This window comes from Pseudomonas sp. 7P_10.2_Bac1 (genome assembly GCF_025465935.1).
Lineage (GTDB): Bacteria > Pseudomonadota > Gammaproteobacteria > Pseudomonadales > Pseudomonadaceae > Aquipseudomonas.
Genome location: NZ_JANLNV010000013.1, coordinates 1 through 23,482, shown reverse-complemented (window position 1 = coordinate 23,482; position 23,482 = coordinate 1). Strand labels below are relative to the sequence as shown.

Below are 23,482 nucleotides of genomic sequence, written 5' to 3'. Positions count from 1 at the left end.
CGTCAGAGGTGCGGGTGTTTTTGATGCTTTACACATGGGAATGTAGTCAATGAGCTTCATTGGTGTAGTTGTATTGATCCTGTTGGCGGTACTGCTTTCCAGCAACCGTCGGGCGATCAAGTTACAAACAGTGGGCGGAGCCTTTTTGCTGCAGGCCGGACTCGGCGCATTCGCGCTGTATGTGCCGTGGGGGCAAACCACCCTCGCGGCCATTTCCAACACCGTTTCATCGCTGCAGGACTATGCCAATGAAGGCATCAGCTTTATTTTCGGACCGCTGGCCAGCGAGAAAATGTTCGAGGTGTTCGGCCATCAGGGGTTCGTGTTTGCCATCAAGGTGTTGCCGCTGATTGTGTTCTTCAGCAGCTTCATCGCCATTTTGTACTACCTGGGTGTGATGAACATCATCATCCGGGTCATCGGCGGTGCACTGCACCATGTGCTGGGCACCAGCCGCACGGAATCAATGTCATCCACCGCCAACATCTTCGTCGGCCAGTCCGAAGCACCTATGGTGGTGCGCCCGTACCTGGCCACGATGACCCGCTCCGAATTGTTCGCAGTCATGGCCGGTGGCCTTGCGTCTGTCGCAGGCTCCGTGTTGATCGGTTATGCGAGCCTGGGTATCGAACTCAAGTACCTGATTGCCGCCAGTTTCATGGCCGCACCCGGCGGGCTGCTGATGGCCAAGCTGATGGAGCCTGAAACCCATCTGCCCCATGACGACCCGAGTTGTGTCGACGTTTACCCTGAAGAAAAACCGGCCAACGTCATTGACGCCGCAGCCCTGGGCGTCAGCAACGGCCTGCACCTGGCGCTCAACGTTGGCGCCATGTTGCTGGCCTTTATCGCCCTGATCGCCATGCTCAACGGCATTCTTGGCTGGTGCGGCGCCTGGTTCGGCTGGCCGCACCTGAGCATGCAACTGATCCTTGGTCACCTGTTTGCCCCCTTGGCGTTCCTGATTGGCGTGCCCTGGAGCGAAGCCACGATTGCCGGCGGCTTTATCGGCGAAAAACTGGTGCTCAACGAATTCGTGGCCTATGTCGACTTCGCGGCCTACCTGGACCCGGTGCAGGCCGCGGCCAAGGGCGTCACCGTGTTGTCAGCGCATACTCAAGTGATCATCACCTTTGCCCTGTGCGGTTTTGCCAACCTCTCCTCGATCGGCATCATCCTCGGCGGGCTGGGCGTCATGGCTCCCTCCCGGCGCCAGGATCTGGCCCGCATGGGGCTGCGCGCCGTCACCGCAGGCACATTGTCTAATCTGATGAGTGCAGCATTGGCCGGCGTGTTCATCTCATTGTGAAACGCACCTAATTACCCCAACAGGCGCCAGCGACGACCTGGCGCCCATGAAAGATCGAAGAACCGACATGAATGACACCGAACACACACTGGCACGTCGAGTCATCGCCCTGCTGGACCTCACTTCACTCAACACTGACGACACCGATGCCAGTATCGAAGCGCTATGCCGCAAGGCCCTGACCCCGGTCGGCCCGGTTGCAGCGGTCTGTGTCTACCCGCAGTTCGTCAGCCTGGCCCGACGCACCCTTGATGCTCTGGGCGGGCACTCGATCCAGGTCGCCACCGTGTGTAACTTCCCCGACGGTGACGCGCCGCTGGACGATGTCCTGGCGCAGACCCGCAAGGCGCTGGCAGACGGTGCCAACGAAATCGACGTGGTCTACCCCTATCGCGCCCTGATCGCCGGTGACGAACAGCGCGGTCGCGACCTGGTCGCGGCCTGCAAAGCCCTTTGCCAGGGTCGGGCGCTGCTCAAGGTAATCCTCGAAACCGGCGAGCTCAACGCCCTGCTGATTCGTCGCGCAAGCATCGACGCCATCCAAGCCGGTGCCGACTTCATCAAGACCAGCACCGGTAAAGTGAAGGTCAACGCCACCCCCGAAGCCGCCGATCTGATGCTCCACATCATCGCCAACTACAACCCGCAGGTCGGCTTCAAACCGGCGGGCGGCATGCGCATGCTCGGCGACGCAACGGTGTACCTGTGGCTGGCCGAACGCATTCTCGGTGCAGACTGGATCTCGCCACGCCATTTGCGGTTTGGTGCATCCAGCCTGCTCGACAACACGCTTGAACTGATCGGTCTGAGTGCCGAAAACCCCGCGCAAGGAGCGTACTGATGAACTGGTTGCCACAAGAAGTCATTCGCCGCAAAAGCGCAGGTTTGATCCTGAGCGACAACGATATCCAGCGCTTTGTCCGCGGCATTACCGACAATAGCATCGGCGAAGGCCAGATCGCCGCATTTGCCATGGCCGTGATGCTCAAAGGCATGAATGTTCAGGAGCGCGTAGCCCTGGCACTGGCCATGCGCGACTCGGGTCAGGTCATGAGCTGGAACCTGCCGGGCCCGGTGGTCGACAAACACTCCACCGGCGGTGTCGGCGATATGGTCAGCCTGCCGTTGGCGCCACTGCTGGCGGCCTGCGGCTGCTACGTGCCCATGATTTCCGGGCGCGGCCTGGGCCACACCGGCGGCACCCTCGACAAACTCGATAGCATCCCCGGCTACGACAGCCTGCCCTCCCCCGAGCGCCTGCAAACCATCGTGGCCGATGTCGGCTGTGCAATCATCGGCCAGACCGGTGACCTGGCCCCGGCTGACAAACGCCTCTATTCGATTCGCGACGTAACCGCGACCGTCGAATCGATTGACCTGATCACCGCTTCCATCCTCAGCAAAAAGCTCGCTGCTGGCCTCGACGTGTTGCTGATCGACGTTAAAGTCGGCAACGGCGCCTTTATGTCCACCGCCGACAACGCCGTGGCCCTGGCCGACTCACTGGTGTCCGGCGCTAACGGCGCAGGCGTCAAGACCCGCGCGCTGATCACCGACATGAACCAGCCACTGGCCCGCTCTGCCGGCAACGCGCTGGAAGTCGAGGAGTCGATTGCCCTGCTGCGCGGCGAAGTGCGCAGTGAGCGTCTATGGGAGGTCACCCTGGCGCTGGCCACGCAAGTTTTGCTGTGCGCCGGTCTGGCAAGCAGCGCTGAACAGGCCCGCGAACAACTGCTGACCGTGTGGCGTAACGGTGAAGCCCTGCGGCGTTTCTCGCGCATGGTTGAAGCGCTCGGGGGTCCTGCTGATCTGGTGGACCGCCCTGAGGACTACCTGGCCTCTGCCGAAGTGGTGCTGCCGATTCCAGCTCCGGTTTCTGGCGTAGTCAACACCATTGATACCCGCGCCATCGGTATTTGTGTGGTGTCGTTGGGGGGCGGCCGCCTGCACCCACAGGACAAGATCGACCCAAGCGTGGGCCTCAGCCAATTGAAACTTCCCGGCGAGTACGTCGAAGCCGGTGAGCCGCTTGCAATGGTGCACGCCAGTAACCCGTTTAAAGCCGAACAGGCTGTCAAGGCAGTGCTCGCCGCCTATGAGATCACTGAGCACACCGAGAGCGCCTCGCCGCTGATCGTGCAGCTTTTCATGGAGGCTTCATGAGCCGGGCATTGCTGTTGGTGCTCGATTCTTTCGGTATCGGCGCCAGCGCCGATGCCCAGGCCTTCGGCGACAGCGGGGCTAACACCTTGCTGCACATCGCCCAGGCCTGTGCCCGTGGCGAGGCCGATACCCCACAGCGCCAAGGCCTGTTGCACTTGCCAAACCTGGCACGTCTCGGGCTGGGCCATGCCGCGGCGTTGAGCGCCGGTGAGTTTGCGCCGGGCCTGCCAGCCGATATTCAGGTTGATGGCGCTTATGGTTATGCCCGCGAACTGTCCAGTGGCAAGGACACACCGTCCGGTCACTGGGAAATGGCCGGCGTGCCGGTGTTGTCTGAATGGGGCTACTTCGCCGACCAGCACAACAGCTTCCCGCCCGAGTTGCTGGCGGCCTTGATCAACCGTGGCAACCTGCCGGGCATCCTCGGCAACTGCCACGCGTCCGGCACGACCATTCTGGAACAACTGGGCGACGAACATCGACGCACCGGCAAACCGATTCTCTATACCTCCGCCGACAGCGTGCTGCAAATCGCGGCACACGAAGACGACTTCGGTCTTGAGCGTCTGCTGACCCTGTGCGAGATCGCCCGTGAACTGTGCGACCCGTACAACATTGGCCGGGTCATCGCCCGCCCCTTCAAAGGCGATGGCCCGGGCACCTACGTGCGCACCGGCAATCGACGCGACTACGCCGTGCCCCCGCCCGCCCCGACCTTGCTCGACCGCTTGTGCGAAGCCGGCGGACAAGTGTTTGCCGTGGGCAAGATCGGCGATATTTTTGCCCATCAGGGCATCAGCCGACTGTACAAGGCCGATGGCAACGACGCGCTGTTCGACGCCACCCTGAGCGCGCTGACAGAAGCCCCTGAGCGCACGTTGATCTTCAGCAACTTTGTCGACTTCGACATGCTGTATGGCCATCGCCGTGACATCCCCGGCTACGCCGCTGCGCTGGAAGCCTTTGACCGTCGCCTGCCCGAGCTGCTCGCCCAATTGCGCCCCGACGACCTGCTGCTGATCGGCGCCGATCATGGCTGCGACCCCAGCTTTGCAGGCAGCGATCACACCCGCGAACACATTCCCGTGCTGGCACTGGGCGCAGGCATCACGCCTGGCAGCCTCGGCCAACGCGACAGTTTTGCCGATTTTGGTCAGACCTTGGCTGATTTCTTCAGGCTACCGCCGTGCTCCTATGGGCGGTCTTTTCTTCACTGTGCACCTGCGCGAGACGCCTGACCATGGCCACTCCCCACATCAGCGCCGAGCGCGGCGCCTTCGCAGAAACCGTATTGATGCCCGGCGACCCGTTGCGCGCAAAGATGCTGGCCGACACCTACCTCACTGACGTGGTGCAGGTTAACGGCGTGCGCAACATGCTGGCCTATACCGGCGCCTACCAAGGCCAGCGGATCTCGGTGATGGGCTCTGGCATGGGCATCCCCTCGGTGTCCATCTACGCCCACGAGCTGTTCAGCCAATTTGGCGTGGAGCAGATCATCCGCGTCGGCAGTTGCGGCTCGGTGCAGCCGCACGTCCAGCTCGGCGACCTGGTGCTCGCCATGGGCGCGTGCACAGACTCCAACGTCAATCGTAAACGCCTGGCCGGGCATGACTTTGCCGCGATCTGTGACTACCGCCTGCTAGAGCGCGTGGTGCGCCACGCCGACACCCAAAAACTCCCGGTGCACATCGGCAATATCTTCTCTGCCGACCTGTTTTACGAGCCCGAAGCCGGGCTGTTTGAACGCCTGCAGAAAATGGGCTTGCTGGCCGTCGAGATGGAAGCGGCCGGGCTTTATGGCGTGGCCGCAGAGCTGGGAAAAAAAGCCCTGACCGTACTCACGGTAAGCGATCACATCCTCACCGGCCAAAGGCTCACCGCCCAGCAACGCCAGGACGATTTCCACGCCATGATGCGCTTGAGCCTGGAGGCACTGGCGGCACCTTCACAACAAGAAATGCCATGACCAACCTTTTCTTACCTGCCTGGATCGATCCACGATGAAATGCCTGCGTGCTCCCATAGCCATTGCTCTTAGCGTTCTGTTCCTTGGCGCCTGTACCCCTCACCACAGCCCTGATGCGGCCCGCGTGTCGTTGATGACCTACAACGTCGAAAACCTCTTCGACACGGTCCACGATGAGGGCAAGGACGACTACGCCTACCTGCCCCTGAGCGTCAAGAAAGCGCACCCGGAATACCTCGCCACCTGCGCGAAGATTGACGTGGCGGCATGGCGCAAGGAGTGCGAAGAGAACGACTGGACCGACGCCCTGCTCAACGAAAAACTCAAGCGCCTGAGCGCGGTGATCAAGCAGATCAACCAGGGTCGTGGTCCGGACATCCTGATGCTCGACGAAGTTGAAAACATCAACGTGATCGAGCAGCTCAACACTCACCTCGGCAAGTCGGACTACCAGACACGCGTCCTGATCGAAGGCTGGGATTCACGCGGCATCGACACCGCGGTGCTCAGCCGTTTGCCGCAATGGGACAAAGCGCGCCTGCACCGCGTGCCCTACAAGGCCCTGGGCAATGAAGACCAGGATCGCGTGAGCAAAACCCGTGGCATTCTCGAAGTCCGCTTGCTGCTGCCCGATGGTCAGAAAGCCGCCGTGTTCGCCGTCCACTTGCCCTCCGGTGGCGCACCGGGCTATCTGCGTCAACAGGCAGTGGCTTATCTGGCACAACTGAAAAGCGAACTGCCGAGCGATGTTCTGCCAATTGTTGGCGGTGACTTCAACATCAATGCCGGTGAAGAAAAACAGAACGGCTACATTGCCAAAGACCTGGCCAGCACCTGGGCGGTATCCCAATTCATTGGCTGCAATGACTGTAAAGGCAGCTACTACTACCACACCAAGCGCGAATGGTCGTTCTTCGACATGCTGCTGTTCCCCAAGCAGATGACCACCACCGCTGGCTTCAATGGCTGGCAGGTTGACCCGGCGAGCATCCGCATGGCCAACCGCAGCCCGTATCAAATCAATCGCTGGGGCAGCCCGGCACGTTTTGACAGTGCCCGGCATGCCGAAGGCGTGTCTGACCACTGGCCGCTGTACGCAGAAATCTTCCGCCCTGCCCGCTGAGGCATGGCTGACCGGTTAGCTGTCTGTTCAGGCGGCTGACCTGATTTTAGTGAATGATTTGATCTATGCTACGCACGCATAGGCTTCTCCACTGCCCTGAAATATTTGGAATTCGATGACCAATCCTAAAGTCAAAATCCGTCGAAAGAACGTCGAAAAGATCCTTCTAGCAGCAGAGAAAATTTTTGCCGAACAGGGCTATGCCGGGACCAAAATGGCTGACATCGCCCTGCATGCCGAACTGCCACGCTCCAACCTGCATTACTACTTCACGACCAAAGAAGAGCTGTACCGCGAAGTACTGATCAACCTGCTGGGTACCTGGGATCTGGAAGGCGACTGTTTTGTGCAATTCGATGACCCGCGCGTGGTACTGACCAGTTACGTGATGAAAAAAATGACCCACTCGCGCTTGCGCCCTCATGGCTCAAAACTGTGGGCCAACGAGATCATGCGCGGGGCCCCACTGTTTCAGGACATGCTCGAAGAGCACATGTCCAAGGGCGCCAAGTTCATGGAAGAGAAGATCCGCCAATGGGTTGAAGAAAAGCGCATCAACCCGGTCGAGCCTTCGGCGCTGCTGTACATGATCTGGGCCTCGACCCAGCACTACGCCGATTTCGACTATCAGGTCCATGTACTCAACGGCCACCAACCACTGTCGGATCATCAGTTCGACCAGGCCGTCCAGACCATCACTGCCGTGATCCTGCGCGGCATCGGGCTAGAGCCCTGACTCACTGCTGCATCGCGCTTAATCTGTTGGAGCGGGCTTGTCTCGCGATTTTTCAAGATCAAAAGATCGCGGGGCAAGCTCGCTCCTACGCATTGAACTGCCCCAAAACGTAGCGCTCGGTAACAAATCGCACCGCTTAAGCGCACTCCTCCCTTTCTGAAAATCATTTTTTAAACGAAAAAATGCTCTTTCGTATGCCAAAAATTTGAGTTGGCACGAAATACGCTTACTCAAGACTAACAGATTGTTGAACAATCAATGCCGCACCGCTGTCACCCACCGAGGATACGAAGATGCGTAAAGGTCTGATTAGCCGTAAAACCCAACACACCCTGGCGCTGACAGTCGCCCTCGCTTGTTTTGCGCCGCTGGTGTCGGCCGCAGAGGTTAAAGGCACGCTCAAACAAGGGGAATTGTCGATCGGCTCCGACCTGACCTACCCGCCTTACACCTATCTGGATCAGAAAAAACCGGCAGGCTTTGACCCGGAGTTCATTGAACTGCTCGGTCAGCAGCTGGGGGTCAAGCCGCGCTTTCTGGATACCCGTTTCGCCAACCTGATCCTCGGCGTCAACGCCCAGCGCTTCGACGTCGTGGCTTCGGCGCTCTACGTCACCCCGGAACGCGCCAAGCAGGTCGACTTTATCAGTTACCTGAAAACTGGATCATCGCTGATGGTGCTCAGCGGCAGCGACTTCAAGCCACAGCAACCCCAAGACTTGTGCGGCAAGCGCGTCGGCTCGATCAAGGGCGCTTCCTGGGTGCCAAAACTCAATCAGGTGTCTGCCGAGTACTGCCTGCCCAATGGCAAGCCGGCGATTGAGTCCCGCGAGTTCCCGACCTCGCCCGAAGCCACTCAGGCCCTGCTGTCGCGCGCGGTCGATGTGCAAATGGAAGATCCGGCCGTGGCCAAGATCACCGTCGAAAAACTTCAGGGCAAAACCGTGATCAGCTCCAATGAACTGATTTACCCGGTAGTCATCGGCCTGGCTGTGCGCAAGGGCAATCAACCCTTGCTTGATGAGCTGACCCAGGCACTGGCGCAGATCAAGCAAAACGGCAGCTACGGCCAACTGCTCGCTCGCTACAACCTCGCTGAGCCCACAGCTCAGGAAGTCAGCACCGCACTGGGTAACTGAAACACCGCGTGAGGGGTAACCGGTAGCGGATGCCCCGGCGTGTGGCTACCGGCGCAACGATCACAGACATTCGGAGCAAGCACATGCAATTCGATTGGCACTACACCCTGAGCCTGTTGTGGAACGGCGACTTCTGGCGAGCCGTTGCGACGGTGGTTGAACTGAGCCTGGAAACCTGGGTGCTGGGGATCGTTTTCGGTTTTTTCCTGGCCCTGGCCAGGCAGTCGCAGCGCCGCTGGTTACGCAACGCCGCCGGGCTGTATATCTGGTTCTTTCGCAGCTTGCCGCTCCTGGTTCTGCTGATTTTTGTCTACAACCTGCCGCAAGTGTTCCCCTCCACCAGCGTCGTACTGTCCAACCCCTTCAGCGCCGGACTGATCGCACTGGTGCTCAGCGAAGCGGCGTATATCGCAGAGATCCATCGTGGCGGCCTGCTCGCCGTGGTCAAAGGGCAATTGGAAGCCGGCAAGGCACTGGGCGTCGGCTACCGGGGCATTCAACGCCTGATCGTGGTGCCGCAAGCGCTGCGTGTGGCGCTGCCAACCCTGGCCAACGAATACATCACCATCGTCAAGTTGACCTCGCTCGTGTCGGTGATTTCGCTATCAGAAATCCTTTTGGTAGGCCAACAGCTCTATACCCAGAACTTTCTAGTAATGGAGACCATGCTGGCTGTGGCGTTCTACTACGTGCTGATCGTGACGGTATTCAGCCGTCTGCTGCACCTGCTGGAAAACCATCTGGACGTTACCCGCCGCAAACCCAAGGCCATTGCCCCGGCCGAACTGGGCCAAGTGGTTACCCGGCGTAACGCCAATCAGGCCGCACCCGGCGAATTCGCCTTGCAAGCACAGAGCGTGCGCAAGTCATACGGCGAGCTGGAAGTGCTCAAGGGCGTGGACCTGAATGTGCGCTGGGGCGAAGTGGTGTCGATCATCGGCCCGTCCGGCTCGGGCAAGACCACGCTGATCCGTACCATGAATGGCCTGGAAAGCCTCGACCAGGGTCAAATCACTCTGCAAGGCCAGCCTTTTCTGCGCGGTACGCAAGACCCGGAAGGCCCGCTCAGCCACAAAGTGCACATGCAAAACATCGTCCACGTGGGCATGGTGTTCCAGGGCTTCAATCTGTTTGCCCACAAGACTGTGCTGGAGAACGTAATGCTCGCTCCGGTCTATCACGCCCATGGCGACGGGGAAGAACTGCGCCTGCTGAGCCTGGCACTGCTGAAAAAAGTCGGCATGCTCGAACACGCCGGTAAATACCCGCATCAGTTGTCCGGCGGCCAACAACAGCGGGTGGCCATCGCCCGGGCGCTGGCTATGCGCCCTTCTGTGATGCTGTTTGACGAGCCCACCTCGGCACTGGACCCGGAACTGGTCGGCGATGTACTGGCAGTGATCGAAGAGCTGGCCCGCGAAGGCATGACCATGGTCATTGTCACCCACGAAATGAACTTCGCCTTCAAGCTCTCGGACCGCGTGGTGTTTATGGAAAGCGGCCAGATCATTCAGGACGCCCCGCCGCGCGAAATGCTGGAGCAGCGCAGCGAACGCATGACCAAATTTCTCAAAGACGTACAGCTTGCATGAGCCCAAGGAGCCTCAGCGTGAATCAACCCAAGGAAAAAAGCCTGTCCCTGTCGGATCAGGTCGCCATCGAACTGCGTGAAGACATTATTGGCGGGCGCCTGTTACCGGGCATGTCGCTGGTCGAAAGCGAGCTGGTCAATGCCTACAACGCCTCGCGCAACACCGTGCGCGAAGCCTTGCACCAGTTGGGCCGTGAAGGCCTGACCAGCTACGTACGCAACAAAGGGGTGATGGTGCGCCGCATGGGCATCGACGATGTGCGTGACATTTTCAAGGTCCGTCGCACCCTGGAACTACAAGCCATTGCCGCCAGCAAACCGCTGCGCGAGTACCAGTCCGATCTGATGCTCGAAGCCATCGAGGCTGCGCAACTGGCTCAGGACCGCGAAAACTGGCAAGCCTTCGGTACCCACAGCCTGCGCTTTCACCAACACATCGTGGGTTTGCTGCGCAGCCCTTTGTTCGACGAATTCTTCACCCAGGTGGCAGCACAAATGCGCCTGGTCTTCTCCAGCGCACCCAGCGAAGAAAGCTTCCAAAAACCCTGGCTCGAACGCGACCGGCAGATCCACGACCTGCTCGCCGAGGGCAACAAACAAGCCGCCGAGGAAGCCATGAGCAGCTACCTCAATGACTCCGAAACCGTGCTGCTGGACATCCTCAGCACGCCCAAACCCTGAGCAGAGGACCCACTATGTACAAGGACTATCCAGCGGCCTACCAAGTCAGCAAAGGTGCCGCGCTGCAAGTCGACAAGCCTTTCTATGACCGCGTACGCGAATCGGCCGACAAGCGTACCCTGATCGAACAGTTCGAAGTGCCGATTCGCACCGGCCGCGCCTGGAAAGTGCCCGCCGGCCATGTGTTTCGTGTGACCACGCCGGTCGGCCCGCAAGTCGGCGACTTCAACATCTGGAACGCCAACGACCCGCGCGAGCGCATGTGGGCCGCCCGCACCCGCCAGTTGCAAGGTGCGCACGTCACCACTTATGACCGCCTGTGGTCGAACCTGCCGTTTCTGCGCCCGCTGGTGACCATCACTGATGACAGCCTGGCCGACTACGGAATTGATGAACACGGTGGGCGCCTGCACGACTTGCTGGGCACCCGCTGCGACCCTTACGTCAACAAGATGCTGACCGGCGAAGATTTTCACCATCACTGCCACTCGAACCTGACCCGCGCTGTGCTGCCACACGGCCTGACCGAGTTCGACGTGCATGACGTGCTGAACATCTTCCAGTGCACCGGCCTCAACCACGACGACATGTACTTCATGAAGGCTTGCCCGGCCAAGCAAGGGGATTACCTGGAGTTTTTCGCCGAGATCGATGTGCTGTGCGCCTTGTCCACCTGCCCTGGTGGCGACCTGTCGTTGCCGATGTGGGGCCCGGATGCCGAAGATCCATTAAAGGTCTGCCGCCCGTTGGGCGTGGAAATCTACCGGCTTGAGGAGTCGCTGCTCGAGGGCTGGAAACAACCGGAACGGGCGTCTTACAACGGCAATCACGGTTTGCTGATTCCCAAGGCTGAATGGGAAAAGTAAAACCTGTGCTCGCAAAAAAGCGTCTGGCCCGCAACCGGGCCAGACGCTTGACTGACGCTCAAGGGGCTGTTGGAAATGCTTTCGAACGAAGATCAGGCAAGCCTGTTTTCAGCGCCGCATAACCGAGCCCAGATCATTTCGTACAGCGCCTAGCGTTGCATGCCCCAACGCTTGACTGTCAGGCGCTCCAGCGTATCGAACACCAGGTTCTCGACCAGCAGACCAATCAGAATCACCACCACCAACCCGGCGAAGACCTTGTCGGTGTACAGCTCATTGCGGTTCTGGAAGATGTACCAGCCCAACCCGCCTTTACCACTGGTGGCCCCGAATACCAACTCTGCGGCGATCAGCGTGCGCCAGGCAAACGCCCAGCCGATTTTCAGCCCCGCGAGAATCGACGGCAGCGCGGCCGGGATCAGGATCAGTAGCACAAAGCGAATGCCTTTGAGGCCGTAATTGCGCCCGGCCATGCGCAGCGTTTCCGAGACGCCGCGAAAGCCTGCATAGGTGTTCAGGGCCAGCGCCCAAAGCACCGAATGCACCAGCACAAAAATCAGGCTGTACTCGCCCAGACCGAACCACAGCAACGCCAGCGGCAACAGCGCAATCGCCGGCAGCGGGTTAAACATCGAGGTCAGGGTACTCAGCAGATCACGCCCAAACTGGGTCGACACCGCCAACGTGGTCAGCGCAAACGCCAGCACAATGCCAATCAGGTAGCCCTTGACCAGCACCACCAGGGAAATCCCTACCTTGCCCAGCAATTCGCCGCTGATCAGGCCGTCGTACAGGGCGCTGGCAGTTTGCAGGAAGCTGGGCAACAGCAGGTCATTGTCCTGATAACGCGCCACCAGCTCCCAGATCACCGCGAGCATGATCAGGATGACGCCTTTGCGAATCCAACCTTGTTGCCACAGTCGTTGGCGCAGCGGCAATTCACGTTCCAGCGGCACACTGACCAGCGGTTCCAGCACCACTTCATATTCTTGACGTACAGATGATGAATCGCTCATCGGGCAATCCTCCAAGGCTCAATAAGCGATACGAATATCGTTGAAGTTCAGGGACTGCTCGGCCTGCACCGTCTCATCCTCATCAAACAACAGACGATGAATACGCCGTGCCGACGCCTGGAAGTCCACGCCGCCCAGGCTATGCAAGTCGTACTGATGGCTGTTGATTTGCGCCCGCACACGCCCCGGGTGCGGGGACAGCAGCAAAATGCGATTGCCGACCACCAGCGCTTCTTCGATGGAGTGGGTCACAAACAGCAAGGTGAAACGCACTTCCTCCCAAAGCAGCAGCAACTCCTCCTGCATCTTGCGTCGGGTCAAGGCATCCAGCGCGGCGAACGGCTCGTCCATCAGCAGGATTTTTGGCTGCATCGCCAGGGCGCGGGCAATCGCAACCCGGGCCTTCATGCCACCCGACAAAGTATGCGGGTAGGCATCTGCAAAAGCCGCCAGGCCAACCTTGTCCAGATAGTGCAGCGCGCGCTCTTCGGCTTCGCGCCGCTGCAGGGTCTTGGAAGCCAGCAGCGGGAACATCACGTTCTGCTTGACCGTCTTCCAGGGTGGCAGTTGATCGAACTCCTGAAACACCACCATCCGGTCCGGACCCGGCGCGGTCACTGGCTGCCCTTGCAGTCGAATTTGCCCCTCACACGGCGAGTGGAACCCGGCAACCGCCTTGAGCAAGGTCGATTTACCGCACCCCGAAGGGCCCAGCAGGATAAAACGATCTGCCGGGTCGATTTCAAAACTCACTTGATGAGTCGCCCGCACCACACGTTGCGGCGTGCGGTATTCCAGACTGACCTGATCGACCGATAACAGGGCCGGCCCGTTAGCTGTCAGATTGCTGCCCGCGTGGCCTTGCACAGACGCATTCATGTTCAATCAGCTCCCTTGCAGCGGCTTCGCGTCCTGGAAGAAGTAGTCTTTCCAGGATTCGGGTTTGTTTTTGATCGCCCCTACGCGGTACAGGAACTCAGCCAGCGGGTAGGTATTTTTAGGGGTGACGCTGAACTCGAACTGCGGGTCCTCAATGATTTTCAGCAACTCGGCCCGGTCGATCTTGGCGTTGGTCACGCGGATATAAGTGTCTGCCGCAGCTTCCTTGTTGTTCTGCGCGAACTCGGCCGCTTCGGCCAGCGCGTCCACGAACGCGGTATAGGTTTTCGGGTTCTGCTTGCGGAATTTCTCGGTGGCGAACAGCACCGTTGGCGAATTTGGCCCCAGCAGGTCGTAGGTATTGAGCACCACATGCACGTTCGGGTTTTTCAGCGCCTGCTCCTGGAACGGCGGGTTCGAGAAATGCCCGGTCAGCTCGGTGCCTCCCGCGATCAAGGCCGCGGTTGCGTCCGGATGCGGAACGGCAATCGTGTACTTGTCCAGGCGGTTGTACTCCTTGTCGCCCCACTCTTTGGCAGCGGCGTATTGCAGGAAGCGCGACTGTACTGACACTCCGACTGCAGGCACCGCAATGCGGTCTTTCTCGGTGAAATCGGCAATGGTTTTGACCTGCGGGTTGTTGCTCACCAGGTAGTACGGGAAGTTACCCAGCGAAGCCACGGCTTTGACGTTCTGCCTGCCGTGGGTGCGGTCCCAGATCGTCAGCAACGGGCCGACTCCGGCGCTGGCGATATCAATCGAACCCGAGAGCAACGCATCGTTGACAGCTGCGCCGCCGGACAATTGAGTCCAGTCCACTTTGATGTCGAGGCCCTGTTCTTTACCGTGTTTTTCGATCAGGTGTTGATCGCGCACCACGTTGAGCAACAGGTAAACAATGCCGAACTGCTCGGCGATACGGATCTCGCCTTCGGCGTGCGCCACTGACGGGGCCACAAAACTGCCGGCGAGCAGGCTGATGCCCAGGCCGATACTGGCGGCCAGGGATTTGAAAGAGGTAGACATGAAATGCTCCTTGTCTTGGGGAAGACCGTAACCGATCAGAAAGGCGCGTCGCCCTGGATAGTGGTGCGATACAGCTTGCGGCGCAGATGGCTCGGGCAGCCGGCAGCCAGGTGGATCAGCGAACGGTTGTCCCAGAACACCATGTCATGAGGTTGCCATTGGTGACGGTAGATGTTCTGCGGCAGCACGCTGTAAGCGAATAGCTCATCGAGCAACTGGCGGCTTTCATCTTCGGGCAGACCGACGATGCGGGTGGTGAAGCCTTCGCTGACAAACAGTGCCTTGCGCCCGGTTTCCGGGTGCGTGCGCACAATCGGGTGCACCACTTCATTGACCTGAGCCAGTTGCTCCGGGGTCAAAGTGGGGCGCCAGTTGCCTTCGAATTTGGTTTCGCTGTAACGCGCAGTGTAGGAATGCGCAGCCGAGCGCCCTTCAACAGCGGAGCGCAACGCTTGCGGCAAGGCGTCCCAGGCTTTGTGCATGTCGGCAAACAGCGTATCGCCGCCTTCGCAGGGCAACTCCTGCGCATGCAGCATCGAGCCAAGGCTTGGCAATTCTTTGTACGACAGATCGGAGTGCCAGAATTTACCCGCATCGCCAAGGCCGATGGATTGGCCATTTTCGATGATGTTGGAAACAATGAGAATTTCCGGGTGGCCGGTCAGCAAGAACTGTTTGAGCACATGGATCTGCAACACGCCAAAGCGGCGGCTGAAATCGATCTGCTGTTGCGGGGTGATGCGCTGATCACGAAACACCACCACGTGGTGCTCCAGATGCGCCCGATGAATGCGGGCAAAATCCTGGTCATTGACGGGCAACGATAAGTCCAGACCGATGATCTCGGCACCTACCGTGTCGTTGAACGGGCGAATGTCGAAAGTTTGAGGGGCGATGCTCAGAGCAGTCGCAGAAGCAGACGGTGCAGACATAAAAAACTCCCACGCGGTGCACGACCCAAAGCGCGCACGTCGATCAGAAACTCACGGATGTCCCGTGTTCGTTCATTTCGTGCGGCGAGCCGATTGGTCGGCCTGTACGCGGGGAGAAACTTTATAGGTATAAGAAAATTAATTTAAATACTTTTAAGGAATAAGGATATGACGCACCGCCCCCTTCCCCGCTGACGAACGAGCCCATATCCGTCATTATCCGCGTACACACCTCCGCCCTTTTTCAGGAGCAAGAATGGACAAGCACATTGCACCCGTCCCATTGGACAAAGCCTATCGACTGATCAACCACGGGCCGACCATTCTGGTTTCGGCACGTCAGGGTGGCGTGCAGAACGTCATGGCCGCCTCTTGGGCCTGCGCGCTGGACTTCGCCCCGCCCAAGGTTACTGTGGTGCTGGACAAGAGCGTCAAGACACGAGAACTGGTGGAGCACAGTGGCCTGTTTGTGATTCAGGTGCCGACCGTGGCGCAACTTGAACTCACCAGTAAAGTTGGCAGCCTGAGCTTGAATACCGACCCGAACAAACTCAGCGACAGCGGCGTAGCGCTATTTGAGATTGCCGGGCACGACCAACCCTTTGTAAGCGGATGCTCGGCATGGCTGGCCTGCAAATTGATCCCTGAACCGCACAACCAGAACGCCTACGACCTGTTTATCGGTGAAGTGGTTGGCGCCTGGGCAGACACCCGTGTGTTCAAGGACGGACATTGGCATTTTGAAAACGCCGACCCGGCCTGGCGCAGCCTGCACTACATCGCCGGTGGGCACTATTACGCGACCGGTGAAGCGCTGGATGTAGAGGAGAACCCGGCGCCGTAGTACGCAGCGCACATTCTCGGTTTGCCTGGCAGATCTGGTGCGCTGGTTTTACGACAACGGCTACGGGGTTGTGTGCATGCCGCGAGGTCTGTCGCGGTAGTCGCTGACGAGGCATAAAGGCTACGACCTATCAAAACTTCTACGGGACCAATAGCGGGCCTTGTCTGACGATAGTCAGGCCCTCTTGTTCATCCGGCGCCTTGAAGTAGCGGGTGATCAAATCGAACTCTGCATCGGTCGCCGCAAAATCATGCTCACCCTTGGCATTACGTGCGCGCAATCGAGCTCGGCAGGTATCGTCGTCGACTTCCAGGTAATGCAGAGCGTGCGGCACCTGTGCATCATCAGCCAAGGCGCATAGCCACTGGCGATCCGCTACGGTGTTGGCCGGCACATCCAGCACCACATTCACCCCTGAACCCAGCAGGTCGATCACCAGTGGCTGCAACACGTTGCGAATGCGTCGGGCACAGCGCAGGTAATCGGCCACCGAGAGAATCTCATCCGGATACAGCGCCGCCAGCCAGCGATCTTCACTGATCAAAATCGCCGCATGCTGTTTGACCAGCGTTGTTGCCAGCGTCGATTTACCCGAAGCGATCTTGCCGCACAGCAAATGCAATGTGGGAGTCATCATAAACAGCCTTCCTGGTGACGAGCCCATGATCATGCCCAAGCGCCAACCCACCAGCAAGTGACGCCCACACGCTACAAACGACTTTCACCTGGCTGCCTGCTTGGGTATGCTCGGCGCTGGCTGATGCTGCCCGCCGCTCGCCCCCATTGGGGATGGTGAAAGCATGAAGGACTGTCCAACCCCCTTTTGTCTCTCTTGAGCATCGAGGTTTGGCAACGCGAGCACCAACGTATCTCGATGGCAGGAGGCTTTTATGTTTTCAATCGAGCAGGCCAAGCACATGGCCAAACAACTGCGTACCTCGCTGTGCGCAGCCCAGCACGACATCTCCCACAGCCAGGCGCTTGAACTGGTGGCGCAGCAGTTGGGTTACAAGGACTGGAATACCGCATCCGCTCTGCTTGCCCGTGACAGCAACACCCCACCCGGCGTTACATTCGACAAGCCTATTCCCATTTTGCGGATGTTCGATGAGGCCAAAGCCCGCGAGTTCTATCTCGAATTCCTGGGCTTCACCGTCGAATTCGAACACCGCTTCGAGCCGGGTATGCCGCTGTACCTAGGCATCAGCCGAGATGGTCTGGAACTGCACCTGTCCGAACACCACGGTGATGCCAGCCCGGGGTCGACGTTGTTTGTACCGATGCAGCATATCGAGTTGTTTCACGCCGAGTTGGCAGCCAAACGCTATGGCTACGGGCGGCCGCAAATCGTTCAGCAAGACTGGGGGCAAGTGCTGGAAGTACACGACCCGTTCGGTAATCGGATTCGATTCTGCCAACGCTGATCGTCCCCTTCGCAAGGGTCGATAAAAAATTATGTAGAAATGATACTGGTTCTCATTAGAATGCTCGCCGAGCACGCTGGATTTGCGTGGGAATGGCGGGAGCGGTTCACATGAGTACAGAGGACAGTCAGCAAAAACTGAGCGAGCTTTTCATCAACCAGCGGGTATCGCTGGTCAGGATGCTCTCGCGTGTGGTGGGCTGCGCCAGTCTGGCAGAAGACCTGGCGCAGGAAACCTATGTGAAGGTGGCTAACGCTTTGAAGGTCCGACCGGTCGAGTTTCTGCACCCTTTCCTGTATCAGACCGCCCGCTACCTGGCCTTCGATCACCTGCGCAGCTTACGCAGCAAAAGGCGCTTCGAATGCCAGGTCAGCGATGAACGGCATTTGACCGAGATCGCCACCACCGCCCCCGGCCCCGACAGTCAGTTGCAAGGCCAACAGTCATTGCAGCACTTCCAGGCGGCACTCAAGACCTTGCCCAAACGCCAGCAGCAGATTCTGGTGTTGAGCAAATTACAGGACTTGTCCAAAGGAGAAATCGCCCAGCGCCTGGACGTTTCGATCAGTACAGTTGAAAAAGATCTGCGCACTGCGCTTAATGCGTGCGCCAAAGCCATCCAGAAGCAAGCCGCTCATGACTGATTCTTTCGACGCTCCTGTTGTGCCCAGCGAACACGTTCAGCGCCAGGCGGCAGATTGGTTCGCGCAGCGTGAAGAAATGGCGCAACAGCCAGCGTTGCGTCAGCGCTTTGAGCAATGGCGCACGGTAAACCCCGAACACGCCGCGGCGTACCAGACCCTGGAAACACTGTGGCAGAGCCAAGCGTTCGAGCAGGCGCTGCGCAGTCTTGCGATTGATGTGGAACTGCCGCAAGCCGTAGCCCGACCACCCCATAAACCGCGCAAGGCGTGGTTTGTGGCCACTGCCGCGATGTTGTTGTTGATGATCACCAGCGCCTGGATGTCTGACTTGCCCATGCGCCTGCGTGCCGATCAAATCACCGCAGTTGCCGAGGTCAGGCACCTGACCCTTGATGATGGCTCGCAGATCGTGCTGGGCAGTCACAGCGCAATCAGCACCGACATAAGCGCGGACCACCGCCGTATCCGCTTGCTGCGCGGTGAATTTTTCGTTGAAGCATTCCACGATCCATCGCGACCGCTAGAGATTGACGCAGCAGACGCCCGAGTGACGGTCGTCGGCACTCAATTCAGCGTCGCGCTGCAAGGCAATGACGTCACCGTCGCTGTACGCGAAGGCAAGGTGCGTTTTACCGACAAATCGGGTGAGCAAAGCCTGTTACAGGCCGGTAACTGGCAACAGCTCAAGCATGATCATTTACAAGGCGTGAACGCCGAAGGGGCTGAACGGCAAATGGCCTGGGTGCAGGGTCGACTGTCGTTCCAGGACCAGCCGCTGGCTCAAGTCCTGAACAGCCTTGAGCGTTACTACCCGCAACCCATCTTGTTGTTCAACGAAGCCGCAGCCAAACACCGTGTCAGCGGCAATTACCTACTGAATGATCCCGTGGCAATCGTTGAGGCGCTGAATAAAGTCACTTCAACCCAACTGACGCGTTTGCCCGGTGGCATGCTGGTGATTCACTGAACGCCCAGCCATGGAGCGAACACTCCATGGCTGGCCGCTGTTAGCGTGACGCCCAGGCGTTGAAACGCTGCTCCAGTTGTTCGCCGTGGTCCGCCCAGAACAGCGCATCTACCGGCACCTGCTGCGCCAGGTTGGCAGGTGCGGTCGGCAACTCGCTGATGCGGGCCTTATCCAGCAAGTCCATGGCCTTAACGTTGGCTGCGCCGTAGTCGATATTCTCGGCGAAGTTCTTCTGCTGCTCGGGCTCCAGGGTGAACGCAATGAACTCGCGTGTCTTGTCTTGCTGTTTGGCCCCGCGCGGGATAGCCCAGGAATCGAACTCATAGATTCCGCCGTTCCAGACCAGGTCCAGGTCATACCTTTTCTTCTGCTCAGCCGACAGTCGGCCGTTATAGACCGAACTCATCACCACGTCCCCTGCCGCGAGGAACTGAGGTGGCTGGGCGCCGGCTTCCCACCACTGGATATGAGGCTTGATCTGGTCGAGTTTGGCGAAGGCCCTGTCCTGGCCGGCCTTGGTCGCCAGCGTGGTATAGACCTGATCAGGCGCTACTCCATCCGCCATCAAGGCAAACTCCAGGGTCGACTTGGCCAGCTTGCGGAGGCCGCGCTTGCCGGGGAATTTCTCAACGTCCCAAAAGTCCTGCCAACCGGTGGGGGCTTCCTTCAGCTTCTTGGTGTTGTAAGCCAGTACCGTGGAATAGACGAGGAAACCGATACCGCAGGGCTGGATGGCGCCCGGCACAAAATCCTTGGGATCGAGGCCGATTTGCGCGGGATCGAGAGTTTCGAACAAGCCCTCATCACAGCCGCGAGCCAACTCGGCGGACTCTACCTCGACGGCGTTCCACGACACGCTACCGGTATCGACCATGGCTTTGACCTTGGCCATTTCTCCGTTGTACTCGCCAGAAATGACTTTGCTGGCGTCCGCCTTTTGCCAGGGTTTGTAGAAGGCTTTTACTTGGGCATCCTTGTTGGCGCCGCCAAAGGACACGATGGTGAGATCGGCCGCCAGGCTGTGGCTGGCCGTGATGATCCCCGTTGCAAGAACTGCGAATTTCAGAGCTTTGATCATTATTGTTATCTCCTACTGTTCAAGGGTGATTGCACATCACTCGAGACACCGGGATCAACCTGGACCTCCTGGGTGGGGAGCCAACCGGTTCTCCTTCCATTCGCCGCCGAGCAAAAACGCAGGGCTCGCAACGATGGGTAATGCCCTCCTGTTGTTCAGTTGCTGACGTTGTAAGGTGGCATGTGGCCACGGAGGGTAAAAGCATACTTTTCGGATTCTTGGATCACCGTTCACTAAACAATACATAGACCTTCATCGTCATGCCTTCGCGTCTGGTGCCAGAATTTGCCCCGCGAAAAAATATTTGAAAAAAGTTTTACGGCTTTCGCGAGCTCAACCCGTCAAGGTGTTTGTTGTTGCAAATACTTCCTATTCACTCGGGGCTCGCATGTACTTTCCTACCCTCAACACCACCTATGCACGCAGCGCGCTGGCGCTGGCTGTGTTCCTGGCATACAGCAACGTTCAGGCCGTCGAGCCCACCCGTCAATCCGCCAACACTGAAGCGCTGGATACCCACACGTTCGCAATTGCCAGCCAACCGCTGACCCACGCACTTGACCAACTGAGCACTCAAAGCGGGCTGCAAATTGCCTACTCTTCGGACATGGCCCAAGGCATTACCTCGCCGGGCGTCAACGGCACCATGACCACCCGCCAGGCGCTGTCACAACTGCTGACCGGCAGCGGTCTTGAGGCCCAGCCCAGCGGTGAGAACGCTGTCGTCCTGGCGCCAGCCCCACAGACCGGATCAGCCATGGAGATTGGCGCGACGGCGGTGACCAGCAACCTGTTGGGCACGGTCACCGAAGGCTCGGGCTCCTACACCCCCGGCACCATCGCCACCGCGACACGCCTGGTGCTGTCGCCACGAGAAACCCCGCAAACCGTCACCGTCGTCACTCGCCAGCACATGGACGACTTCGGCCTCAACAACGTCGACGACGTGATGCGCCACACCCCCGGCATCACCGTGTCGGCCTATGACAGCGACCGCAGCAACTACTACGCCCGCGGTTTCTCGATCAGCAACTTCCAATACGACGGCATCCCTTCTGCCACCACCAACGTCGGCTATTCCTCGGGTAACACCTTGAGCGATACCGCCATTTACGACCGTATTGAAGTCATCAAAGGTTCAACCGGGCTGCTGACCGGTGCCGGTTCACTGGGCGCCGTCATCAACCTGGTGCGCAAAAAGCCGACTGCCGAGTTCAAAGGCCATGCCACGCTCGGCGCTGGCTCATGGGACGACTACCGCAGCGAAGTGGACGTCAGCGGCCCCTTGACCGAAACCGGCAACGTACGCGGCCGCGCGGTAGCGGCCTATCAAGACAAAAATTCGTACCAGGACCACTACTCACGTGAAACCTCGGTGTTCTACGGCATTCTCGAGTTCGACCTGACCCCCGACACACTGCTGACCGTGGGCGGTGACTATCAGGACAACAAGCCGATGGGTTCAAGCTGGTCTGGCAGCTACCCGCTGATCAACTCCAAAGGCGAACGCAACAAGGTCAAGCGCTCGTTCAACAACGGCACCGACTGGAGTAACTGGAAGCAGTACACCCGCACGGTGTTCGCCACTCTTGAACATGACCTGGGCGAGGGTTGGGTCACAAAGCTGCAACTCGACCACAAACTCAACGGCTACGATGCGCAAATGGGTTCGATCCAGGGTGACTACCCATATGAAGACGGCACCACCCCGATCAACGCCCAACGCTACGTCGGTAACACCCGCAGCAACTCCGCCGACCTGTATGTCAGCGGTCCCTTCCAATTGTTTGGCCGCGAGCATGAAATCGTACTTGGCGGCTCCATCAGCTCGGCTCACTGGCGTGGCCGCGGCTACTGGAATCCCATTTACCAGGGCATCAACCTGGTGGACTTCAACAACTGGAACGGCCACGCCGAAAAACCGGCCTGGGGACCGGTTGGCCAATACACCGATGACGTGATCCGCCAGACCGGCACCTACATGACCACCCGCTTCAACGTCACCGATGATTTGAAAGTCCTGGTGGGAGGTCGCGTGGTGGATTACCACATGACCGGCAACACGCCGTCGTACCGTGAATCTGGGCGATTCATCCCATATGTCGGGGCCATCTACGACCTTGACGACACCTACTCGGTGTACGCCAGCTACACCGACATTTTCATTCCGCAGGAAAACTACAACCGCGACCGAAAAGACCGCCTGATCGATCCAGACAAGGGCGAGAACTACGAAGTGGGGCTCAAGGCAGAATTCCTTGAAGGCCGCTTGAATGCCAGCCTGGCGTACTTCGAGATCAAGGAAAGCAACCGTTCAGTACCCGATGACGCCTACAACAACCAGTCGCCTACCCCGCCCAACTATGCGTTCGTCGGCACCAAGGCCAAGACCAAAGGTTTCGAGTTTGAACTGTCGGGTGAGCTGACCCCTGGGTGGCAGGTACAAGGGGGCTACACCCACAAAATCGTGCGCGACGACAATGGCGAGAAAATCTCCACCTTCGAGCCGCAGGATCAGTTCAAGGTGTACACCAGCTACAAACTGCAAGGCGAGCTGGACAAATTCACCGTGGGTGGCGGTGCGCGCTGGCAGAACACTGCGTGGCAAAACATCTGGAATTCGTCGCATGGGCAATACGAAAAATTCGAACAGCCTGACTACTGGGTGTTTGACCTGATGACCCGTTATCAGATCAGCAAAAATTTGTCGGCAACGGTTAACGTCAACAACCTGTTCGACAAGTACTACTTCACCAACATCGGCTTCTACAACTCGGCGGTGTACGGCGAACCCCGCAACTTCATGGTGACCACGCGTTGGGATTTTTGACGCGGTAAGGCAAGATCGCAGCCTGCGGCAACAGGCAGTGGAGCTTTTGATTTAGCTTTTGATCTGGCTTGTGATCTTGATGTTAAAGGCCCCGTTAAACCCTGCTGGCCGAGCGCAGGTTTTGTGTAGTGGGTAACCCGGCAGGAATGGATATGTACCCAGTTATTCAGTCGTTGTCCCGGCGTACATATCCATTTTATGTGCAACGGCGATCTACGGGTTTCGCCCTTACGGCGAGGCACTTTTGTCAAACAGCCACAAAAGT

General features: G+C 58.8%; 22 protein-coding genes. 16 read left to right on the top strand and 6 right to left on the bottom strand.

Annotated elements, in window-relative coordinates; all coding sequences use genetic code 11:
- The first annotated feature begins 49 nt into the window (after positions 1-49).
- The 11 genes from NTD86_RS03465 (at position 50) to NTD86_RS03415 (ending at position 11,577) form a co-directional block, all read left to right on the top strand.
- Positions 50-1,309: a NupC/NupG family nucleoside CNT transporter gene (locus tag NTD86_RS03465; protein ID WP_262200766.1), complete on the top strand. Its 1,260-nt coding sequence runs from the start codon at positions 50-52 to the stop codon at positions 1,307-1,309.
- A 46-nt stretch (positions 1,310-1,355) separates the two neighbouring features.
- Positions 1,356-2,150, top strand: a complete 795-nt coding sequence (gene deoC / locus NTD86_RS03460) for a deoxyribose-phosphate aldolase (RefSeq protein ID WP_262200765.1) — start codon at positions 1,356-1,358, stop codon at positions 2,148-2,150.
- Complete coding sequence (gene deoA, locus NTD86_RS03455) at positions 2,150-3,472, top strand: thymidine phosphorylase (protein WP_262200764.1); 1,323 nt, start codon at positions 2,150-2,152, stop codon at positions 3,470-3,472. Before deoC ends, deoA begins: the two co-directional genes overlap by 1 nt.
- On the top strand, positions 3,469-4,710 hold the full coding sequence (locus NTD86_RS03450; protein WP_262200763.1) for a phosphopentomutase: 1,242 nt from the start codon (positions 3,469-3,471) through the stop codon (positions 4,708-4,710). Before deoA ends, NTD86_RS03450 begins: the two co-directional genes overlap by 4 nt.
- 2 nt (positions 4,711-4,712) lie before the next feature.
- Entirely contained in the window at positions 4,713-5,441 is a 729-nt protein-coding gene (gene deoD / locus NTD86_RS03445) for a purine-nucleoside phosphorylase (RefSeq protein ID WP_262200762.1), read from the top strand.
- A 34-nt stretch (positions 5,442-5,475) separates the two neighbouring features.
- Entirely contained in the window at positions 5,476-6,564 is a 1,089-nt protein-coding gene (locus tag NTD86_RS03440; RefSeq protein WP_262200760.1) for an endonuclease/exonuclease/phosphatase family protein, read from the top strand.
- A 115-nt stretch (positions 6,565-6,679) separates the two neighbouring features.
- Positions 6,680-7,300, top strand: a complete 621-nt coding sequence (locus NTD86_RS03435; protein ID WP_262200759.1) for a TetR/AcrR family transcriptional regulator — start codon at positions 6,680-6,682, stop codon at positions 7,298-7,300.
- Positions 7,301-7,593: 293 nt separating this feature from the next.
- The gene (locus NTD86_RS03430; RefSeq protein WP_262200758.1) at positions 7,594-8,439 is read left to right on the top strand and encodes an ABC transporter substrate-binding protein; all 846 of its coding nucleotides are present in this window, start codon (positions 7,594-7,596) and stop codon (positions 8,437-8,439) included.
- Positions 8,440-8,522: 83 nt separating this feature from the next.
- Positions 8,523-10,031, top strand: a complete 1,509-nt coding sequence (locus NTD86_RS03425; RefSeq protein WP_262200757.1) for an amino acid ABC transporter permease/ATP-binding protein — start codon at positions 8,523-8,525, stop codon at positions 10,029-10,031.
- 17 nt (positions 10,032-10,048) lie between these two features.
- Positions 10,049-10,711: a GntR family transcriptional regulator gene (locus NTD86_RS03420; protein ID WP_262200756.1), complete on the top strand. Its 663-nt coding sequence runs from the start codon at positions 10,049-10,051 to the stop codon at positions 10,709-10,711.
- Positions 10,712-10,725: 14 nt separating this feature from the next.
- The gene (locus NTD86_RS03415; RefSeq protein WP_262200755.1) at positions 10,726-11,577 is read left to right on the top strand and encodes an urea carboxylase-associated family protein; all 852 of its coding nucleotides are present in this window, start codon (positions 10,726-10,728) and stop codon (positions 11,575-11,577) included.
- 149 nt (positions 11,578-11,726) lie between these two features.
- On the opposite strand, the gene NTD86_RS03410 is transcribed toward NTD86_RS03415, so the two are convergent.
- From NTD86_RS03410 to NTD86_RS03395, 4 genes are read right to left on the bottom strand one after another with little or no spacing between them, the layout of a single operon-like run.
- Positions 11,727-12,593 carry an ABC transporter permease gene (locus tag NTD86_RS03410; RefSeq protein ID WP_262200754.1) on the bottom strand — a complete coding sequence of 289 codons (867 nt, stop codon included), beginning with the start codon at positions 12,591-12,593 and terminating at the stop codon, positions 11,727-11,729.
- Positions 12,594-12,611: 18 nt separating this feature from the next.
- Complete coding sequence (locus NTD86_RS03405) at positions 12,612-13,472, bottom strand: ABC transporter ATP-binding protein (RefSeq protein WP_262200753.1); 861 nt, start codon at positions 13,470-13,472, stop codon at positions 12,612-12,614.
- 6 nt (positions 13,473-13,478) lie between these two features.
- Positions 13,479-14,498, bottom strand: coding sequence for an ABC transporter substrate-binding protein (locus NTD86_RS03400; protein WP_262200752.1), 1,020 nt, complete (start codon positions 14,496-14,498; stop codon positions 13,479-13,481).
- A gap of 35 nt (positions 14,499-14,533) precedes the next feature.
- Entirely contained in the window at positions 14,534-15,430 is an 897-nt protein-coding gene (locus NTD86_RS03395) for a TauD/TfdA dioxygenase family protein (protein ID WP_262200751.1), read from the bottom strand.
- Between the two features lie 256 nt (positions 15,431-15,686).
- Here NTD86_RS03395 and NTD86_RS03390 point away from each other — a divergent pair, with 256 nt between their 5' ends.
- The gene (locus NTD86_RS03390) at positions 15,687-16,274 is read left to right on the top strand and encodes a flavin reductase family protein (protein WP_262200750.1); all 588 of its coding nucleotides are present in this window, start codon (positions 15,687-15,689) and stop codon (positions 16,272-16,274) included.
- Between the two features lie 139 nt (positions 16,275-16,413).
- On the opposite strand, the gene NTD86_RS03385 is transcribed toward NTD86_RS03390, so the two are convergent.
- Positions 16,414-16,911 carry an AAA family ATPase gene (locus NTD86_RS03385; RefSeq protein ID WP_262200749.1) on the bottom strand — a complete coding sequence of 166 codons (498 nt, stop codon included), beginning with the start codon at positions 16,909-16,911 and terminating at the stop codon, positions 16,414-16,416.
- Positions 16,912-17,164: 253 nt separating this feature from the next.
- On the opposite strand from NTD86_RS03385, the gene NTD86_RS03380 reads away from it, so the two are divergent.
- The 3 genes from NTD86_RS03380 (at position 17,165) to NTD86_RS03370 (ending at position 19,309) form a co-directional block, all read left to right on the top strand.
- Entirely contained in the window at positions 17,165-17,698 is a 534-nt protein-coding gene (locus tag NTD86_RS03380; RefSeq protein WP_262200748.1) for a VOC family protein, read from the top strand.
- 110 nt (positions 17,699-17,808) lie between these two features.
- Entirely contained in the window at positions 17,809-18,342 is a 534-nt protein-coding gene (locus tag NTD86_RS03375; RefSeq protein WP_262200747.1) for an RNA polymerase sigma factor, read from the top strand.
- Positions 18,335-19,309, top strand: coding sequence for a FecR family protein (locus NTD86_RS03370; RefSeq protein WP_262200746.1), 975 nt, complete (start codon positions 18,335-18,337; stop codon positions 19,307-19,309). Before NTD86_RS03375 ends, NTD86_RS03370 begins: the two co-directional genes overlap by 8 nt.
- 40 nt (positions 19,310-19,349) lie before the next feature.
- Here the strand turns inward: NTD86_RS03370 and NTD86_RS03365 are convergent, their stop codons facing one another.
- Positions 19,350-20,387 (bottom strand): ABC transporter substrate-binding protein, encoded by a 1,038-nt coding sequence (locus NTD86_RS03365; protein WP_262200745.1) that lies wholly within the window; start codon positions 20,385-20,387, stop codon positions 19,350-19,352.
- Between the two features lie 388 nt (positions 20,388-20,775).
- Between NTD86_RS03365 and NTD86_RS03360 the strand changes: the two genes are divergently transcribed.
- Positions 20,776-23,217 carry a TonB-dependent siderophore receptor gene (locus NTD86_RS03360; RefSeq protein ID WP_262200744.1) on the top strand — a complete coding sequence of 814 codons (2,442 nt, stop codon included), beginning with the start codon at positions 20,776-20,778 and terminating at the stop codon, positions 23,215-23,217.
- The last annotated feature ends 265 nt before the right edge of the window (positions 23,218-23,482 follow it).

Coding starts and splice junctions, on each gene's coding strand:
- NTD86_RS03465 (WP_262200766.1), top strand. CDS start 50: ATGAGCTTCATTGGTGTAGTTGTATTGATCCTGTTGGCGGTACTGCTT.
- deoC (WP_262200765.1), top strand. CDS start 1,356: ATGAAAGATCGAAGAACCGACATGAATGACACCGAACACACACTGGCA.
- deoA (WP_262200764.1), top strand. CDS start 2,150: ATGAACTGGTTGCCACAAGAAGTCATTCGCCGCAAAAGCGCAGGTTTG.
- NTD86_RS03450 (WP_262200763.1), top strand. CDS start 3,469: ATGAGCCGGGCATTGCTGTTGGTGCTCGATTCTTTCGGTATCGGCGCC.
- deoD (WP_262200762.1), top strand. CDS start 4,713: ATGGCCACTCCCCACATCAGCGCCGAGCGCGGCGCCTTCGCAGAAACC.
- NTD86_RS03440 (WP_262200760.1), top strand. CDS start 5,476: ATGAAATGCCTGCGTGCTCCCATAGCCATTGCTCTTAGCGTTCTGTTC.
- NTD86_RS03435 (WP_262200759.1), top strand. CDS start 6,680: ATGACCAATCCTAAAGTCAAAATCCGTCGAAAGAACGTCGAAAAGATC.
- NTD86_RS03430 (WP_262200758.1), top strand. CDS start 7,594: ATGCGTAAAGGTCTGATTAGCCGTAAAACCCAACACACCCTGGCGCTG.
- NTD86_RS03425 (WP_262200757.1), top strand. CDS start 8,523: ATGCAATTCGATTGGCACTACACCCTGAGCCTGTTGTGGAACGGCGAC.
- NTD86_RS03415 (WP_262200755.1), top strand. CDS start 10,726: ATGTACAAGGACTATCCAGCGGCCTACCAAGTCAGCAAAGGTGCCGCG.
- NTD86_RS03410 (WP_262200754.1), bottom strand. CDS start 12,593: ATGAGCGATTCATCATCTGTACGTCAAGAATATGAAGTGGTGCTGGAA.
- NTD86_RS03405 (WP_262200753.1), bottom strand. CDS start 13,472: ATGAATGCGTCTGTGCAAGGCCACGCGGGCAGCAATCTGACAGCTAAC.
- NTD86_RS03400 (WP_262200752.1), bottom strand. CDS start 14,498: ATGTCTACCTCTTTCAAATCCCTGGCCGCCAGTATCGGCCTGGGCATC.
- NTD86_RS03395 (WP_262200751.1), bottom strand. CDS start 15,430: ATGTCTGCACCGTCTGCTTCTGCGACTGCTCTGAGCATCGCCCCTCAA.
- NTD86_RS03390 (WP_262200750.1), top strand. CDS start 15,687: ATGGACAAGCACATTGCACCCGTCCCATTGGACAAAGCCTATCGACTG.
- NTD86_RS03385 (WP_262200749.1), bottom strand. CDS start 16,911: ATGATGACTCCCACATTGCATTTGCTGTGCGGCAAGATCGCTTCGGGT.
- NTD86_RS03380 (WP_262200748.1), top strand. CDS start 17,165: ATGTTTTCAATCGAGCAGGCCAAGCACATGGCCAAACAACTGCGTACC.
- NTD86_RS03375 (WP_262200747.1), top strand. CDS start 17,809: ATGAGTACAGAGGACAGTCAGCAAAAACTGAGCGAGCTTTTCATCAAC.
- NTD86_RS03370 (WP_262200746.1), top strand. CDS start 18,335: ATGACTGATTCTTTCGACGCTCCTGTTGTGCCCAGCGAACACGTTCAG.
- NTD86_RS03365 (WP_262200745.1), bottom strand. CDS start 20,387: ATGATCAAAGCTCTGAAATTCGCAGTTCTTGCAACGGGGATCATCACG.
- NTD86_RS03360 (WP_262200744.1), top strand. CDS start 20,776: ATGTACTTTCCTACCCTCAACACCACCTATGCACGCAGCGCGCTGGCG.